The sequence below is a fragment of the Acinetobacter sp. RW6 genome, assembly GCF_041956835.1.
GTDB lineage: Bacteria > Pseudomonadota > Gammaproteobacteria > Pseudomonadales > Moraxellaceae > Acinetobacter > Acinetobacter calcoaceticus.
This window is the reverse complement of the sequence record NZ_CP167121.1, coordinates 2114944-2130642: the sequence shown is the minus strand read 5'-3', so window position 1 is coordinate 2130642 and position 15699 is coordinate 2114944. Positions and strand designations below refer to the sequence as shown.

Here is a 15699-nt window from a genome sequence, read left to right as displayed (position 1 = left end):
TAGAAAAACGGTAGAAACTAAATTACTTTAAATAATGAGCTAAATGTTGAATTTTTAATAAACCTTACAGGATCGGTTTATAAACTCACTTAATGAATGTATTTGAGTAACAATGAAATAATTAGATATAAATCTAATAATAATTATCTTTTTATTACAATTAATGTGTTTATTTAAACAGAAGTCTTTAGATATGTTTAACTCAAGTCTTATAAATAATTTTTTGCAATGAATATTAAAATATCTATAAATATGACGATATTGAGTATGTTGAGTGAATTTGAATCTGCCTTGGCTGAAAATAAAAATAAGCTTCGTATAGATTTGCTCTCTCAATTGGTAAATTTAGCCAAAAATTTACCTTATCCAGCTTCGGGCCAAACCTATCAACGGTGGCAACTTTTTGCTCAGATTGCTGGGTCAGATTTAAGTTTGGCTAAACTATTTGAGTCTCATTGTGATGCCCTAAGTATTTTAAATGAATTGGGGTATCAAGAAGAAATAGATGACCAGATTTGGGCTGTCTGGGCAGCAGACGGTGGACCAGCTCCATTGCAAATAAAAGATAATCTTTGTAGTGGCATAAAACCTTGGTGCTCCGGTGCGGAGTTTATTCAAAAAGCTTTAATGAGTTATAAAGACCAGCAAGGCCAAGCACAGCTTTGTATTGTTGATTTAAATCACTCATCAATTAGCACTGATTTAAGTCACTGGCATGCAGTAGGGATGCACGCCACACAAACAGCCAGAGTCACTTTTGAAAATACGCCTGTTAAATTGATTGGTCGACCAAACAGCTATTTAGAACGCTCAGGTTTTTGGCATGGTGCGGCTGGAGTTGCGGCTTGTTGGTACGGTGCCGCTGAGCGTTTAGTCAGCTTTTTGCAGGAAAGTTGTCAGGCAAATCCGAATTCTTTTAAGAAATTGTATTTAGGAGAGTTAGCTCAGCAATTAGCGATCACCAAGCAGTATTTTCAATACGTTGCTGAACTGATTGACCATAAGCCACAGTTGAGTCATGAGCGAGAAATACGGATATTGCGTGCCCAAACAGAACAATGTTGTTTGAGTGTTGTTGAGCGAGTAGGGAAAGCCTTAGGTGCTCGGCCTTTTTGTGAAGATGCGACTTTCGCTCAGCTCATGGCTGACTTGCCTGTGTTCATCCGACAAAGTCATGCCGCTTTTGACTATGAACAAATTGCAGAACTCTGTTTATCGGAGCAAAGCTTATGGGAACTTTAAAACATCCTTTGGTAGAAGATCGTATTATTTTTGGAGAAGGTACAGCCAAAGAACAATGGTTAAAGGTATTTAAAGAACAACCTTTAGCACCTTTAAATCTTGAGTTATTTCGCTCTAAAAGGGTCATCATTGTCGCTCCACATCCTGATGATGAAGTGCTCGGTTGTGGCGGATTAATGCAGCAACTCATCGCGCTGGATTGTAAGATCCTAATTTTAGCTGTGACTAATGGCACACAAAGCCATCCTAACTCTACAAAATATTCCCCAGATCAGCTCAATATTCTTCGTCCGCAAGAAAGCTTGGCTGCCTTAAATTGTTTAGGCGTGGCAGAGTCTGCTGAGCGCATTGCACTCGATTTACAGGATGGACAGATTCCTTTTCAAACCCATCAACTATGGCAGAGTTTAGAAAAGAGTGTTCAGGCTGATGATATTGTCATTTGTAGTTATGCATTGGATGGTCACCCAGACCATGAAGCCGTAGGTAAAACCGTGCAAGCTTATGCAGACGCTAAGCAGATATTGTGTTTACATGTATTAATTTGGGCTTGGCATTGGGCTGAGCCTTTAGACCCACGAATTGATTGGCAGCGCGCAAAAGCGTACCACTTGACCGAAGAACAGTTAACTCAAAAACATCAAGCAATTTTGCAGTTTAAAAGCCAAATTGAAGCAGATGAAACCACGGGGAATATGGCAGTTTTATCTCCCTCTACAATTAATCGTCTTTTGATGCCTTATGAGGTCTATTTGAGTGATTCATTCTCGCATGTACTTTGAAGATTTATATCGTCATAACAGTGATCCATGGGGCTATGACTCTCATTGGTATGAGGCGCGTAAAAGACAAATTTGTCTTGCGCTGCTCACAAGACCTCGCTACCCAAAAGTGTTAGAGGTGGGCTGTTCAAATGGGCATTTAAGTATTCATTTAGCTCAAAGAGCTGAGCAATTGCTGTGTATAGACGTCTCTGAGTGCGCTGTTCAATTAGCTTCCGAGCGTTTACAAGAGTTTGAGCATGTTGTTGTTGAGAATAGAAAAATACCAGAGGACTATTCAATTCAAAAATTTGATCTGATTTTGATAAGTGAGATGGCCTATTACTTGTCGTCGGATGAATTGCATCATTTTATTGAAAAGTTAAAGCATAGTTTAAATGACGACGGCGAAATTCTATGTTGCCATTGGCGTCATGAAATTCAAGATTTTGAGTTAAATGCCGAGCAAGTCCATCAAAGTTTTCAGCAACATTTTCCATTTCATCATTATCTAAGTTTAAACGACCCAGATTTTATGATTGATCTTTGGACGGTGAACTCTTCCTCTTTAGCACAGCAGGAGAAACTAAGATGAAAATAGGTATCGTCATTCCAGCGCATAACGAAGAGCAATATCTATCTGCCTGTCTGCAATCTGTTCAGGTTGCGATAGATAACATCAGTGGTTATGACGTAGAAGTGCTTGTTGTACTCGATAACTGTACAGATCAGTCGCGGTTAATCGTGCAAAGCCATCAAATCAATTGGATTGAATGCGACTATGCATGTGTTGGAAAAGCACGAGATTTAGGAATTCGTCATTTAATTGGGCGCGGCGTAACATGGATTGCGTGTACTGATGCAGATACTGTGGTTAGTCCTGATTGGCTACGCTATCAGATTCAGCATCAACCAACAGATGCAATTTGCGGTACTGTGACCTTAGATGACTTGAGTCATCTATCTATAACCAAACGGCAGAAATACTTGGCACATTATAAAGATCAGATGGATCACGCACATATTCATGGGGCAAATTTAAGTTTTAGTACAGAGGTTTACTTGCTGGTAGGTGGTTTTGAGCCAATCTCTTGCCATGAAGATATTTCCCTCATCGAAAAGATTAAAAGTCTATCTTGCAATATTACTTGGAGTAATCTGGTTAGAGTGACAACAAGTAGTCGATTAAATGGGCGCGCACCTCAGGGATTATCGTATTTTTTAAATAATCTCTAATGACTTAAAGCATGACCTCGCCCAATATCGAAATATTATTTAAATTTTTAGGGTCATATTTAATATTAATCGTGCTACCCACTTTGTATTTAACGAGATCTTTTTTAGCAATGATTACCTTTAGATTTTCAGTCATGCAGATAAGACCTCATCGTTAAGAGCCAAAACTAAAAGATTCATAATTAAATTAAGGGAGGGTATATAACTTAGTTGTTGTATTTATGACTACATATGTAAACAAGTCTTATTATCAAATGCTTTAACCCTTAAAATTCTAGAATTAAATTTTTAAGGGGTAGATGTTTGGATTTTTTAAATTTTTTTCGAGATATTCGGGTTGAATTAAGCCATTATCCATGGCTAGAGATGTTGGTTTCACTCATTATTTTGATTTTATTTGCAGCTTTTGCAAACTTTATTGCTAAACGAATTATTGTTCGGGGCGTGCGTCATTTAATCACAAAGCTCAAATCACCCAATCAATCTATTTTTGCTCAGCATAGCGTCATAAAGAAATTTGCAAATATTGTTCCTGCCGTTGTGATAATGAATGGTATTGCAACAGTTCCTCATTTAACGCAGAAGGTTATTACTTTTGTAGAGATGGGGGCGCAAGCATTTATTTTTCTTACACTCGCACTCACAGTCAGCGAAGTGTTAAATATCTTCAATCTCATCTATCAGCGTAATCCAAAATCTAGAAATAAGCCGATTAAAGGTTACCTACAACTTGTTAAACTCATTTTATTTGTTGTGTGTGGCCTTATGATTTTGGGAACATTCCTTAAAAAGGATGTGTTCACTTTACTTGCAGGTTTTGGTGCGATGGCAGCAGTATTAATGCTGGTTTTCCAAAACACGATTTTGTCTTTAGTTGCCAGTGTACAAATTGCATCTTATGACATGGTTCGTATTGGCGACTGGATTGAGATGCCATCACTGAATGCAGATGGTGATGTGATCGATATTTCGTTGCATACGGTGACGGTTCAAAATTTTGATAAAACCTACACTACCATTCCAACCAATAAGCTTGTTACCGATACATTTAAAAACTGGCGAGGCATGAGCAATTCAGGTTGCCGTCGAATGAAGCGTTCACTCTTTCTCGATCAAAGCAGTGTTCATTTTATGACTGATGAAGAGCAACAAAAGCTCAAAGAGTTTTTATTATTAGATCAATATCTCGATGCAAAGAACTCTGAAATTGAAGAATTCAATAAACATTTAAGTAATCAATCTCGTTATAACAAGCGCCGTTTAACCAATATTGGTACATTTAGAGCCTATGTTGAGTTTTATTTGCGCCAACACAAAGGGATTGCCCAAAATCAAACCATTATGGTTCGCCAATTACAGCCTACCAGCCAAGGCTTGCCTTTAGAAATCTATGCATTTAGCAATACAACTGCATGGGTTTCCTATGAAGCAATTCAGTCCGATATTTTTGATCACTTAATTGCGATTCTTCCTGAATTTGGGCTACGCGTTTATCAGGCACCTTCGGGTCATGATTTGCAAAGATTAACGTCAGAAATTCATCCAAGTTAAGTTTTAAGCTGTAAATAGCAGATCTTAAACTACTTTGAAAAAGCTCCCATATGGGGCTTTTTTAATCTTTCTCACTCCTAAAATTTTCTGTTAGCTATTATTTTAAAGATTAATTTGAGTTTTTGACCGTTCTGACACAGGTATTGTCCTTTAAAGATATTAACAAGTTCCTTTTTGGAACTTAGTGTGTAGTTATCTTGAGGAAGAGAAAAAGAACATGTACCCAAACGCATTCAAAGATATGGCTTCTAAAACTTTATGGCCTTTATTTCCACGTCGCGTCGCTTTTGATTGGAATGAGTCACCACTACATTGGATGCCACAATCTCCAATAGGAAGTCATGCTATAAACCATTTCAGTTTTACACTTGTGCGAGGAGAGTACTTTTTCTGCCGCATTTTTAATAAGGCACTACCATTCATAACCGATGAAAAATTAAAGAAAGATGTAGAAACTTTTATTCGCCAAGAGGCAATTCATGCGCAAGCGCACAAAGAATCTATCGAAAAATATATACAGCGTTATGGGATTGATATTGAAAAACAGTACGAACGTGTAATGGAATTATTTGATTATATGCTTGCAGATAAGCCGTTTGGCAAAGCTCTACCAAAGCGTATGCAAAAGTCTTGGTTATTGTTCCGTGTTGCTATTGTCGCTGCTGCTGAACATTACACTTGCGCATTAGGCCAATATACTTTGACGAAAGCTCACTGGGAGGAAAAAGGCTGTGACCCAGCAGTAAGTGATCTATTCACTTGGCACTGTGCAGAAGAAGTTGAACATCGAACGGTTGCTTTTGATTTATTTGAGCACTTAGGCGGTAACTATGCATTGCGTGCTGCAATTATGAGTTTAACTGCACCAATTTTTACTTATTTAATGATTAAAGGCACCCAAGAGCTGGCAGCGGTAGATCGTAGTTTACCTAAATCTCAACAAAGCTTAGCTCGTCTAGGTTTTTGGCAACAATGGTTTAAAGCAAGCTCTCAAGAGTTAGTACCAAGTCCTGTGTGGTTTATCACGATTGCTAAAAACTTCTTTAAACCTGCGTATCATCCTTACTATGAAGGTTCAACCGAGCTTGCATTGGATTATATAAATCGATCACCAGCGGTCAAACTTTATGAAGAAATACAAAAAGGATTGGTGAGCTAATATGAATACCAATGTTGAAAAACAACAAAGATATATTCAGTCTGCTGATGTGACTCTATCTGTTTATGAGTGGGGACAATCATCAGCAGATCGTGAGACCTTGGTTTTCATTCATGGTTATCCAGATGAGGCACAGATTTGGGATGAGCTGGCTTCATTACTTAAATCAGATTTCCATATTGTGACTTACGATGTACGAGGTACGGGTTTATCTGGGGCTCCTTTATCTGAAGCGGGATATCAGATGGACTATCTCATTTCTGATTTAAAAGCTGTTATTGAACAAACAAGTCCCGATCGTCCTGTACACCTAGTTGGCCATGATTTAGGGGCATTACAAGGGTGGGAAGCTATTTTAGATGACAAGTTAAAACCTTATATCAAAAGTTATACAGCTTTAGCGCCTAGTATTGACCATGTGGGCATATGGTTTAAAGAAAATCTAAACAGTAAAGATCCGATGAAAATGTTCGCTGCTGTCAAACAAATGATTTCCTCGAGTTACATGCTGTTTTTTAATGTTCCCCTTATCCCTGAATTAAGCTGGTATTTGGGCTTGGCAAAAGTTTGGCCCCAGATCGTTTCACAATTAGAAGGTAAGAAAGTTACAGCTCATTCCAACCAACTCAAAAATGGAATACATGGCTTGGGCTTTTATCGCCTAAATTTATTCAAGCCATTATTGAATGCACAGAAACGTTATACATCGGTGCCGATACATGTTGTATCAATGACTAAAGATCGTTTTGTGCCTCAGCATATTGTAGACAAACAAGATCGATGGGTGAATTCATCTTTTACACGTACAGATATTCCATTGGGCCACTGGGGAATTGCAAGCCATCCTGATTTAATCGCAATGCCTATTCGTAAATATATTCAAAAGCTTACTGCTTAAAAAGAATAAAGCCGGAGGTCTAAAATGGAAACCGAATTAAAACTGGCATCACCATTTGTTTTAAAAGATGGTTTTACACTCAAGAATAGGCTTATTAAATCGGCTTTAAGTGAAGGGCTGGCACATACAGATGGGCGACTAAGTAAAGAACTAATTCAGCTATATCGAACTTGGTCGCAATCTGGAGTCGAAGTTCTGATTACCGGTAACGTGATGATTGACTCTAGAGCAATCAGTGAACTGGGCAATGTCATTATTGAAAATGAAAAAGATAAAGGATTGGGTATTTTCAAAACTCGTCGATTACGTGCGTCTTAAAATTATAAATTAACGTTTTATATCAATGAGGTTATAAGTTATGTCGACCGCTTATCAGATAAAAATATCGAGATTTAGTCTAGTCGCAAAATTGATGGGAATTAGCTTTCTTCTATTTTTTGCAGGTGCAGTGCTTTTTATCCTTTTAAATATTCCTGCAATTTTACTCCAGTTCGAATGGGGTAAATTTCTTGTTCGATTAATTCGCTGGGGAGAGTTGCATGGGGGAGGTGAGCATTACGAGTTGATGATCTCAGCCATCTATATTGTATGGGGCTGGTTTCTATTAAAAGCCGCCAATGAACCTCTAAAAAACTATATATTTTTTGAATTTACCATGATTGCAAATATTGCGCATTTCGGTGCAATGTTTGTTATGGGATTGGTGATGGCACATGAGTCTCCACATTTAATTGGAGACGTATTGTTGGGTTGGATTATGCTATTCATTTATATTTATTTCTGGTTGCCTGTCAGGAAAATATATAAATCTGATCATCAGTTGACTCATCCAGTTTAAGACTTAGCGGTTGAGGGGGGGCGAAAATTGAACTCGAACCCTGCGCTATAAATTATCCAGCAAACCAAATATTCTGATGATCACACATTGGGCTTAAATGTTTAATGCGTAAATTGTCTTGCTCAAAATCACCTAAACCCCCAGCAATATCTAATTCACTGCCTATGGCGATATGCTTGCCTTTATAACTTAAAGTTTCTTTTTCAGAATCCCACTGAGCGGTGTGTTCCGGAAAAATAACCAGTATATCGTTCACATAAAGACACTCTTGTTTTAGCTGCAATATTCCTTTTAAGCGTGCTGAAGCTGAAACACCATTAAACTGATAAACAGGTAGTTTCACTGCACTCGTTTCTTCGTTCGCCTCTTGCCGCTGACATCCCGTAAGGAGTACCAAAACAACTGTGCAAATCAATTTATTATTAATACCCAATTTTGTTCCTTTAGGGACTTCCATGTATTTTTGATAGTAATGGACTAACGTTGCATATCAACATTTAGATTGTTAGTGAAGATTTCATCTTATTATATTTTACTAATTCATATATTGTTATCTTTTTCGTCTGTGTTTGGGGGCAAGATGCGTCGTGTAAACCTCTTTGAAAAAAGTATTTGTAATTTCTTTTTAACCTTAATTTAATCTTAAGGCATAGACCTTTAGATAGGTGCTAAAGAATGTGTATGTTGGGAGAACATACAATGATTAGTCATGAGAATTTATCTAAAACCTTGAGTAAAGTTCCAGAAGTCACCTTATTATTCTGGATAATTAAAATTGCAGCCACAACGCTAGGCGAAACTGCTGGAGATGCGTTATCCATGTCCCTAAATTTGGGGTATGTAATCAGTACTGCAATTTTTGCAGTGATATTTGCAGTTTTTGTAGGATTGCAAATTAAAGCTAAAAAATATAATTCATTTTTTTACTGGGCAACGATCATTGCCACTACGACGCTAGGAACAACAATTGCCGATTTTGTTGACCGAACTTTAGGAGTGGGCTATGCAGGAGGCAGTTTAATATTACTTATTTTATTAGGCCTATCTCTGTTTGTTTGGTATTTAAGCTGTGGCACAATTTCGGTAAAAAGTATCCAATCTGCAAAAAGTGAAGCCTTCTATTGGTCAACAATCATGTTCTCTCAAACATTAGGGACAGCTTTAGGAGATTGGACAGCAGATACTCAAGGGTTAGGGTATACGAGCGCTGCTTTAATTTTTGGTACTTTATTATTGGTATTGGCAATCTGCTATTTCTATACAAAAATTTCAAGAACCTTATTATTTTGGTTGGTCTTTGTTCTTACCAGACCTTTAGGCGCAGTATTAGGAGATTTTCTTGATAAACCTATCGCGCATGGCGGATTAGAGTTAAGCAGATTTAGTGCATCTTTTGTTTTATTAGCTTTTATCGTTGTCTGTTTAATGGTCTTTAAACCTAAAGCAGCACAGACGTCTCATTAAATTAACTGCTCATTAAAGACTACATGATTCTTTTGGATGATGTGGTTTTTAATTTGAGAGTAGATGTTATTACTATTTAAGAGACTTTATGTGTCATCCACCAAAATAATAGCGCCAACAGACTCACACCTGCACCTAGAGCACACACGCCAAGCCATCCAGCATAGGCATAAGTAGCGGTTGTACTGATTGCACCGACTCCACTACCCACTGCATAAAAGAGCATGTATAGACCAACAAGCCGGCTATGCGCTTCTGGACGAGTACGAAAAATCATACTCTGATTGGTCACATGTAAAGCTTGTCCACCCAAGTCTAGCAGTACGATGCCAATCAGTAGTGCCCAAAGTGAGTACGCCATAAGTGAAAGTGGTCCCCATGCGATTAATAATATTACGAGTGCTGCTAAGCTTGTACGCTGAGCATATCCGCGGTCAGCCCAGTGTCCAGCACGTGCAGCGGCTAGAGCACCAATGACTCCAATAAGACCAAAAGACCCAATAATAGTATGTGAGAAACTATAAGGTGGTTTACTCAATGGTAATACCAGTGCACTCCAAAAAATATTGAATGCCGCGAACATAAGTAAAGCTAAGACACCGCGCACTTGAAGTACTTTTTCTTGGTGTAGCAGTTTTACCATAGAAGCCAGAAGCTGCGGGTAGCGCATTGTATTGGGCTGAACTTTTAAATGAGGAAGTCTTCTCCAGAGTGGTAAAGCAATCATGAGCATGATGATGGCTGCACAAAAATACACGCCACGCCAACCAGCTACATCACTGATTCCCCCTGAAAATACTCGGGCAAGCAGTAAGCCAATGAACACACCACTTTGGGCAGTCCCAACTACATGTCCTTGCTCATGTGGGAGAGCAGCACTCGCAGCATAAGCAATAAGCCCTTGTGTCATGGCTGTCCCGAGTAAACCGACCGCAAGCATTCCTGCCAAAAGAACAACAACAGAATGAGCAAATGCAATAACTAGCAATGCAGATACTAAAGCCAGTAACTGTATAGCCATTAATCGACGCCGATTTACAAGATCACCCAACGGCACCAGAAATACGAGGGCCAGCGCACAACCAATTTGCGTGGCTGTAACTACACCACCGATGGCGGCATGACTAATGCTAAAGTCTCTAGCCAATATGTCGAGCAAAGGCTGTGCATAATAGACATTTGCTACGCTTGCACCACTTGCAATAGCAAACAGCAATATGACGCCACGAGGCATGCTCGAAAGCGGTCTATAGTTTTCTGCGGGTGAAGTTGAAGATGCAAGAGAAGCTTTCATAGTCCTAAATCCATTTAATCTAGTTTTAAAATAAAACTAGTTGAATGTTAGATTGACTAGTTTTAAAATGCAACTAGATATTTTATTCCTGATTATTTTTAAGGAAACCTGATGGTGAACACTACATCTTTGAAAGATGAACCTTGTCCTGTTGCGCGCTGTGTCAATCTCATAGGGGATCGGTGGTCACTGCTCATTGTGCGTGATGCTTTTGATGGAATGCGCCGTTTTGGAGATTTCCAGCGGAGTCTGGGAGTTGCGCGAAATATTCTTTCTGATCGATTGAAAAAGTTAGTTGATGCAGGTGTTCTTGAAATGCAAGATGCTTCGGATGGTACGGCCTATCAAGAGTATGTGTTGACCGCTAAAGGGGAGAGTTTGTTTCCCGTGGTTGTGGCTCTACGACAATGGGGTGAGCACAACTTATTTGAAAGTGGTGAGCGTCATTCTTTGTTAATTGATAAAAATACAGGTCAGCAAATCCCATTTATGGTGCCAGTCGCGGCAGATGGAACAGTGCTGAGAGCTTTTAATACTCAAGTGCAAAAGGTGAAATAAAATAAGAGAAAACAAAAATAACCTTTTTTAACTTAAATTTGGGCAGATTAGTTGGTACCCTTGCGCGTCAAATTAAGGTGAGATTATGAGATTTATATTCCTCTTTATAAGCGCAATTTCAATTCAGTGTTATGCAGCATCGGAAGCAATGGAACTTCATTACTGTGAAACTGTGAAGAAAGCAGCGAGTGGAGTGATGGATGCTAGACAACATGAAGTGCCAGCTCAAGAGTTACATGACATCGCCAATCATCTTGAAGAGCAACAAGCCAAACAACTTTATCAAGAGCTTATCAAATCTGCATATTCTTCAAAATTATTTGAAGACCCTCTCATTAAGTCAAAAGCTGTCGAAAATTTCCAAACGACTTGGCATGAACAATGTTTAGCAAAAGATTTAGCTAAAAATATTTGAGGGTGTTGGTGGGAAAATGTGAGGATAGATTATCCAGTCAGAAAAACTTAATGAAACTAGGACTGCTATTCCATAAATCTGATGATTTAAGAAAAGTTAGACGGTTTGCTGAGAAGTACAAAGCTTAAGCTGGTTTATATAGACAGCATATTCTTGAATAAGGCGCATAAGAAGGTGACGCAACGACCGGAGAAGACTTAAATGTTGACGTGCGATACTTAGCTGCGTTCGCGCGACGCGATATAGCGCAGTTGTTGACACCTTGTGTGACTATTCTATTGACAGCGATGCTACGATTCTGTATTGACACTTTTGTCATTAGTACGTACTATTCGTTTAAACGCGGTGTTCGCGTTTGCGAACACTTATTCCTAGACTGAGTCACTTAGGAGGCACTATGAACAATAAAAAAACTATCTGCAAATTATCTGAAGGTTATGGTTTAGGTTAAAAAAGTTAACCAATTCATGTATAAAGTAAAGCATCCGATGGGGTGCTTTATTTTTTGGATTAACTATAACATGTCATTTTTACATACTTACTTTTTAATAGTTCCATACATTGCTTTAACCTTTTATTTTATTACTTTCCAAAGTGATAAATTCTTTCTGAAAACAAGAAGTAGTGTGCAATTTCTATTTGTACTATTATTCCTTGGCTTTGTTTTTGGAAATCTTTTGGTTTGGAAGGCCTTATTTATAGATTATGAATTTTTAGGATATTCGGTAAGAAGCACCCCTTCACATAATAAAAGTACTGGGCTTATTACAATTCTAGCTACAATTGCAGCTGTATGTGGATGGATCTTTACAGCAAGAGTTCAAACCATAAATGCAATCAAGGGTCATTCTATGCAGGTTCTGATGAATAGCAGAACATCTACTGTGTATATGCAGAAAGTTGATAAGACAATTGAAATTAGAAGAAGTCTACTCAAGGGAAATGGTAGTAGTGAAAGTGAAAAACAAGATGTTGTTCTAACTGCTGAAAATTTTGAGGCTCTGAAAACCGAAGAAGAAAGATCGGCAGTTGTGTACATGCTTAACTTCTTAGAATTTGTTGCTATTGGTATCCGACATTATAATTTAGATGAAGAGTTATTAAGAGGCAGTTTAAGATCCATTTTAAATAGCAATTACAAGCTATATAAACCTGTTATTGAGCTCCTAAGAAAAGCTGATAATCCTGCAATATTTGTTCAATTAGAATTACTTCATGATCGCTGGGCCGATCCTGCAAATACTTACTGTTCAAAATGTAAGACTTGGCACCCCAGTAAACCTATATTCAAACATTGGAAAGAGAAGCATAAAAAACTAATCCATGGATTAGCTACATTGCTTACATGTGGCATCTGGTTAGTATTGTTAGGCTTTATGTGGGCAATAGGGCGTTTAACTCCATCACCCAAAAAAGATCATAAAATCTGTGATAAATGTAAAGCACCATAACCACCTTCGGGTGTTTTTTATATAGCTTTATGTCGAATGTGCGTTAAATAACTTTCTGGTATTCTCTCTTCATTCATGAGGAGAGAATAATGAAAAAGATATTCAAGATTATTATTTATTTTATTGGGCTATGGATTTTTGCAAGCCTAGCTAAGGAAAATATCTATGTTTTGATTTTTGGTGTTGGTGTAATTCTTTGGTGGGGTCTGGATCAACTTGAAAAGAAAACGAATGAAAACTCCATGAGTTTTCTAATTAGAATTGAAAGCCTTGAATCTAAAGTGCAAGAACTAGAAGTAATTAATGAATACAGCGAAAAGGATATACAGTTTTTAAAAGAAGAAATTAGGGAGTTAAATGAACGTATTTATACTTTGGAAAAACCTTATCAAAGAAGTGAATTTGATCATTTAGATTAAAGCATCCTAGGGTGCTTTAGCCAAGCGATTCACAGCTGCTTGAATAATATCAGGTAAAAGCTCTTTTTTAGGACCTTCACGGTCAGCAATAATTTTTACAATATTCTCACTATTTAGAATCCAACAATCATTTGGAATGAATTGGATCTGAGGTTTTCCATCAAAATGATTAGTAGTTAAAAACATCCTTTTAAACTACACCATTCTTGTAATCACTGCTCTTGCAATCTCTTCTTCATTAAATTCTGGGCTGTCGGGTGTTACTCCTCCTAACCGAGTGATCTCTCTATGTGAGCTCCAGTAGTGGTCTATGATTTTATTGCAGATTTCTGATTCTATTAAATCAAAAGAAGAGGGGTTGTCAGTTTGGATAGATACCTTACTTGTTTCTGTTGAGTATGATGTGGGTGCACCACACTTAGGACATGCATAAGCAAGATTGCTAAATTTTTTCTCACATTCTTTACAATTGATTAAGGCCATTTTTTTCTTTCTATAAAGTGGTTCTAGAACCTATAAATTTACTTTGAAATAGTTTCAGATTAATTTTCTTGGTTATGTCAGAATAATTTTAAATATTAGTTATTAAGATCCATTAGATAAGAAACAGTCGGGCGTAGCTGATTTTTTTAATTGAGAAGCAATAAAAAACCACTTAATTCTTTCGAATTAAGTGGTTTTTAAATTTTGGAGCGGGAAACGAGACTCGAACTCGCGACCCCAACCTTGGCAAGGTTATGCTCTACCAACTGAGCTATTCCCGCAATGTGAGCACATTATAGAGTGTTTCACTAAAGTGTCAACACTCTTGTGATTTAATTGAACATTTAATCAGCACGACGCCAAACTGTACCTTGACGCGTGTCTTCTAATACAACACCTTGGTCGAGTAAAGACTGACGAATACCGTCTGCTTTAGCAAAATCTTTTGCTTTTTTCGCATCAACACGTTGTTGAATAAAATCTTCAATTTCAGCATCAGACAAAGCAAGAGCTTCTTGTCCAATATCTGATTTTAAGAAAGCATCTACATCGTGTTGTACCAAACCTAAAATGTTGGTGAGGTGGCGTAATGTCGAATAAAGAATAGTCGCTTGTTCAGCTTGCTCTTCTTTTACAGCACGGTTCAATTCTTTGTTAAGTTCAAACAATACAGCCATTGCTTCGGCAGTGTTGAAGTCATCGCACATTGCATTGTTAAAGCGTTCAATAAAGCTTTGATCAAGCGTTTCAGTTGTCGTTTGACCGTACACTTGTTGATAGGCTTTAAATGAATGATAGAAGCGAGTTAAAGAAGTTTTTGCTTCTTTCAATGCCACATCAGAGAAGTTCACAGGACTACGATAGTGTGAAGACACAATAAAGTAGCGAATCACTTCAGGGTGGAATTTCTCCATCACGTCACGAATAGTAAAGAAGTTGCCTAAAGACTTAGACATCTTTTCACCATCAACATTAATGAAGCCAACATGCATCCAGTAGTTCACATATTGTTCACCAGTTGACGCTTCACTTTGAGCAATTTCATTTTCATGGTGCGGGAACATTAGATCTGAACCACCACCATGAATATCAAAGTGATTACCTAAGCAGCAAGTAGACATTGCTGAACATTCAATGTGCCAGCCCGGACGACCATTGCCCCAAGGCGATGCCCACGATGGTTCATTTTCTTTGGCATGTTTCCAAAGTACAAAGTCAAACGGATGTTTCTTTTCAACTTCTACGTCAACACGGTCACTTGCACCAGCTTGCATATCATCAAGCTTACGCCCAGAGAGGCGGCCATATTTTTCGAATTTGGTAACTTCAAAATAAACATCGCCATTTGCAGCAGGGTAAGCAGAGCCTTTATCCACCAGATTGCCAATCATATTTTGCATCTGGTCAATATATTCAGTCGCTTTAGGTGCTTCATCGGGTGCAGCACAGCCTAAATTGGCTGCATCTTCATTCATTGCGTCGATGAAACGAGTAGTGAGCTGCTGAATGGTTTCACCATTTTCATTCGCACGTTTAATGATTTTGTCGTCAATGTCGGTAATGTTGCGAATATAGCGAACATTCCAGCCTTGACTACGCAAGAAACGTATAATGTAGTCAAATGCAACCATAACTCGAGCATGCCCGATATGACAGTAATCGTAAACGGTCATACCGCAGACGTACATATCGATGTGACCTTCTTTGCGAGGTACAAATTCAACTTTTTTTCGTTGCTCAGAGTTATATAAAACAAACGGTTGCATAAGGGTTTTCAAACACTCAACAAAAACAGTGTTACATCATAACTGATGCATCATTTTTCACAAAGTTTTATACAAGAATTTTATAAGCTTGTGAAATCTTATACATTTAAAAACGTGTAGATGATTGAGTTATGTTAGAATGCCCCCAAATCTTTTGATTAAAA

The 15699-nt window shown here is 38.0% G+C and carries 18 protein-coding genes, 1 tRNA gene and 1 pseudogene; 14 read left to right on the top strand and 6 right to left on the bottom strand.

The genetic code is table 11. From position 1 onward, the window contains the following. The first annotated feature begins 228 nt into the window (after nt 1-228). From ACB088_RS10150 to ACB088_RS10135, 4 genes are read left to right on the top strand one after another with little or no spacing between them, the layout of a single operon-like run. On the top strand, nt 229-1242 hold the full coding sequence (locus ACB088_RS10150; RefSeq protein ID WP_375036870.1) for an acyl-CoA dehydrogenase: 1014 nt from the start codon (nt 229-231) through the stop codon (nt 1240-1242). Beyond that, a complete protein-coding gene (locus tag ACB088_RS10145; RefSeq protein WP_375036869.1) occupies nt 1230-2024 on the top strand; it encodes a PIG-L deacetylase family protein in 795 nt (264 codons plus the stop codon). Before ACB088_RS10150 ends, ACB088_RS10145 begins: the two co-directional genes overlap by 13 nt. Next, complete coding sequence (locus tag ACB088_RS10140; RefSeq protein ID WP_375036868.1) at nt 1999-2598, top strand: class I SAM-dependent methyltransferase; 600 nt, start codon at nt 1999-2001, stop codon at nt 2596-2598. The genes ACB088_RS10145 and ACB088_RS10140 overlap by 26 nt, the downstream gene beginning before the upstream one ends. Next, entirely contained in the window at nt 2595-3239 is a 645-nt protein-coding gene (locus tag ACB088_RS10135; protein ID WP_375036867.1) for a glycosyltransferase, read from the top strand. Before ACB088_RS10140 ends, ACB088_RS10135 begins: the two co-directional genes overlap by 4 nt. A gap of 4 nt (nt 3240-3243) precedes the next feature. Here the strand turns inward: ACB088_RS10135 and ACB088_RS10130 are convergent. Next, nucleotides 3244-3375, bottom strand: a pseudogene (locus ACB088_RS10130) (hypothetical protein); the annotation flags it as partial. A gap of 167 nt (nt 3376-3542) precedes the next feature. Between ACB088_RS10130 and ACB088_RS10125 the strand changes: the two are divergent. From ACB088_RS10125 to ACB088_RS10105, 5 genes are all read left to right on the top strand, one after another. Continuing rightward, complete coding sequence (locus ACB088_RS10125) at nt 3543-4790, top strand: mechanosensitive ion channel family protein (RefSeq protein ID WP_199990936.1); 1248 nt, start codon at nt 3543-3545, stop codon at nt 4788-4790. Nucleotides 4791-5007: 217 nt separating this feature from the next. Continuing rightward, complete coding sequence (locus tag ACB088_RS10120) at nt 5008-5949, top strand: metal-dependent hydrolase (protein ID WP_375036866.1); 942 nt, start codon at nt 5008-5010, stop codon at nt 5947-5949. 1 nt (nt 5950) lies between these two features. After that, nucleotides 5951-6847, top strand: a complete 897-nt coding sequence (locus ACB088_RS10115) for an alpha/beta fold hydrolase (RefSeq protein ID WP_375036865.1) — start codon at nt 5951-5953, stop codon at nt 6845-6847. A gap of 24 nt (nt 6848-6871) precedes the next feature. After that, nucleotides 6872-7165 (top strand): hypothetical protein, encoded by a 294-nt coding sequence (locus ACB088_RS10110; RefSeq protein ID WP_375036864.1) that lies wholly within the window; start codon nt 6872-6874, stop codon nt 7163-7165. 40 nt (nt 7166-7205) lie between these two features. After that, on the top strand, nt 7206-7685 hold the full coding sequence (locus tag ACB088_RS10105) for a DUF6632 domain-containing protein (RefSeq protein WP_375036863.1): 480 nt from the start codon (nt 7206-7208) through the stop codon (nt 7683-7685). Nucleotides 7686-7737: 52 nt separating this feature from the next. On the opposite strand, the gene ACB088_RS10100 is transcribed toward ACB088_RS10105, so the two are convergent. Beyond that, entirely contained in the window at nt 7738-8142 is a 405-nt protein-coding gene (locus tag ACB088_RS10100; protein WP_375036862.1) for a hypothetical protein, read from the bottom strand. A 242-nt stretch (nt 8143-8384) separates the two neighbouring features. On the opposite strand from ACB088_RS10100, the gene ACB088_RS10095 reads away from it, so the two are divergent. After that, entirely contained in the window at nt 8385-9149 is a 765-nt protein-coding gene (locus tag ACB088_RS10095) for a hypothetical protein (RefSeq protein ID WP_375036861.1), read from the top strand. A gap of 76 nt (nt 9150-9225) precedes the next feature. Here ACB088_RS10095 and ACB088_RS10090 read toward each other — a convergent pair whose 3' ends face one another. After that, the gene (locus ACB088_RS10090; RefSeq protein WP_375036860.1) at nt 9226-10443 is read right to left on the bottom strand and encodes an MFS transporter; all 1218 of its coding nucleotides are present in this window, start codon (nt 10441-10443) and stop codon (nt 9226-9228) included. Nucleotides 10444-10554: 111 nt separating this feature from the next. Here ACB088_RS10090 and ACB088_RS10085 point away from each other — a divergent pair, with 111 nt between their 5' ends. From ACB088_RS10085 to ACB088_RS10070, 4 genes are all read left to right on the top strand, one after another. After that, nucleotides 10555-11001: a winged helix-turn-helix transcriptional regulator gene (locus ACB088_RS10085; RefSeq protein WP_375036859.1), complete on the top strand. Its 447-nt coding sequence runs from the start codon at nt 10555-10557 to the stop codon at nt 10999-11001. A gap of 85 nt (nt 11002-11086) precedes the next feature. Further along, nucleotides 11087-11416 carry a hypothetical protein gene (locus tag ACB088_RS10080; RefSeq protein ID WP_375036858.1) on the top strand — a complete coding sequence of 110 codons (330 nt, stop codon included), beginning with the start codon at nt 11087-11089 and terminating at the stop codon, nt 11414-11416. Nucleotides 11417-11937: 521 nt separating this feature from the next. Beyond that, nucleotides 11938-12867, top strand: coding sequence for a DUF4760 domain-containing protein (locus ACB088_RS10075; RefSeq protein WP_375036857.1), 930 nt, complete (start codon nt 11938-11940; stop codon nt 12865-12867). A gap of 89 nt (nt 12868-12956) precedes the next feature. Next, nucleotides 12957-13286: a hypothetical protein gene (locus ACB088_RS10070; protein ID WP_375036856.1), complete on the top strand. Its 330-nt coding sequence runs from the start codon at nt 12957-12959 to the stop codon at nt 13284-13286. A 6-nt stretch (nt 13287-13292) separates the two neighbouring features. On the opposite strand, the gene ACB088_RS10065 is transcribed toward ACB088_RS10070, so the two are convergent. From ACB088_RS10065 to cysS, 3 genes are all read right to left on the bottom strand, one after another. Continuing rightward, nucleotides 13293-13472, bottom strand: a complete 180-nt coding sequence (locus ACB088_RS10065) for a hypothetical protein (protein WP_375036855.1) — start codon at nt 13470-13472, stop codon at nt 13293-13295. A gap of 502 nt (nt 13473-13974) precedes the next feature. Continuing rightward, nucleotides 13975-14050, bottom strand: a tRNA-Gly gene (locus ACB088_RS10060). Nucleotides 14051-14113: 63 nt separating this feature from the next. Beyond that, complete coding sequence (cysS, locus tag ACB088_RS10055) at nt 14114-15535, bottom strand: cysteine--tRNA ligase (RefSeq protein ID WP_375036854.1); 1422 nt, start codon at nt 15533-15535, stop codon at nt 14114-14116. Between the last annotated feature and the right edge of the window lie 164 nt (nt 15536-15699).

Coding starts and splice junctions, on each gene's coding strand:
- ACB088_RS10150 (WP_375036870.1), top strand. CDS start 229: ATGAATATTAAAATATCTATAAATATGACGATATTGAGTATGTTGAGT.
- ACB088_RS10145 (WP_375036869.1), top strand. CDS start 1,230: ATGGGAACTTTAAAACATCCTTTGGTAGAAGATCGTATTATTTTTGGA.
- ACB088_RS10135 (WP_375036867.1), top strand. CDS start 2,595: ATGAAAATAGGTATCGTCATTCCAGCGCATAACGAAGAGCAATATCTA.
- ACB088_RS10120 (WP_375036866.1), top strand. CDS start 5,008: ATGTACCCAAACGCATTCAAAGATATGGCTTCTAAAACTTTATGGCCT.
- ACB088_RS10115 (WP_375036865.1), top strand. CDS start 5,951: ATGAATACCAATGTTGAAAAACAACAAAGATATATTCAGTCTGCTGAT.
- ACB088_RS10110 (WP_375036864.1), top strand. CDS start 6,872: ATGGAAACCGAATTAAAACTGGCATCACCATTTGTTTTAAAAGATGGT.
- ACB088_RS10105 (WP_375036863.1), top strand. CDS start 7,206: ATGTCGACCGCTTATCAGATAAAAATATCGAGATTTAGTCTAGTCGCA.
- ACB088_RS10100 (WP_375036862.1), bottom strand. CDS start 8,142: ATGGAAGTCCCTAAAGGAACAAAATTGGGTATTAATAATAAATTGATT.
- ACB088_RS10095 (WP_375036861.1), top strand. CDS start 8,385: ATGATTAGTCATGAGAATTTATCTAAAACCTTGAGTAAAGTTCCAGAA.
- ACB088_RS10090 (WP_375036860.1), bottom strand. CDS start 10,443: ATGAAAGCTTCTCTTGCATCTTCAACTTCACCCGCAGAAAACTATAGA.
- ACB088_RS10085 (WP_375036859.1), top strand. CDS start 10,555: ATGGTGAACACTACATCTTTGAAAGATGAACCTTGTCCTGTTGCGCGC.
- ACB088_RS10080 (WP_375036858.1), top strand. CDS start 11,087: ATGAGATTTATATTCCTCTTTATAAGCGCAATTTCAATTCAGTGTTAT.
- ACB088_RS10075 (WP_375036857.1), top strand. CDS start 11,938: ATGTCATTTTTACATACTTACTTTTTAATAGTTCCATACATTGCTTTA.
- ACB088_RS10070 (WP_375036856.1), top strand. CDS start 12,957: ATGAAAAAGATATTCAAGATTATTATTTATTTTATTGGGCTATGGATT.
- ACB088_RS10065 (WP_375036855.1), bottom strand. CDS start 13,472: ATGTTTTTAACTACTAATCATTTTGATGGAAAACCTCAGATCCAATTC.
- cysS (WP_375036854.1), bottom strand. CDS start 15,535: ATGCAACCGTTTGTTTTATATAACTCTGAGCAACGAAAAAAAGTTGAA.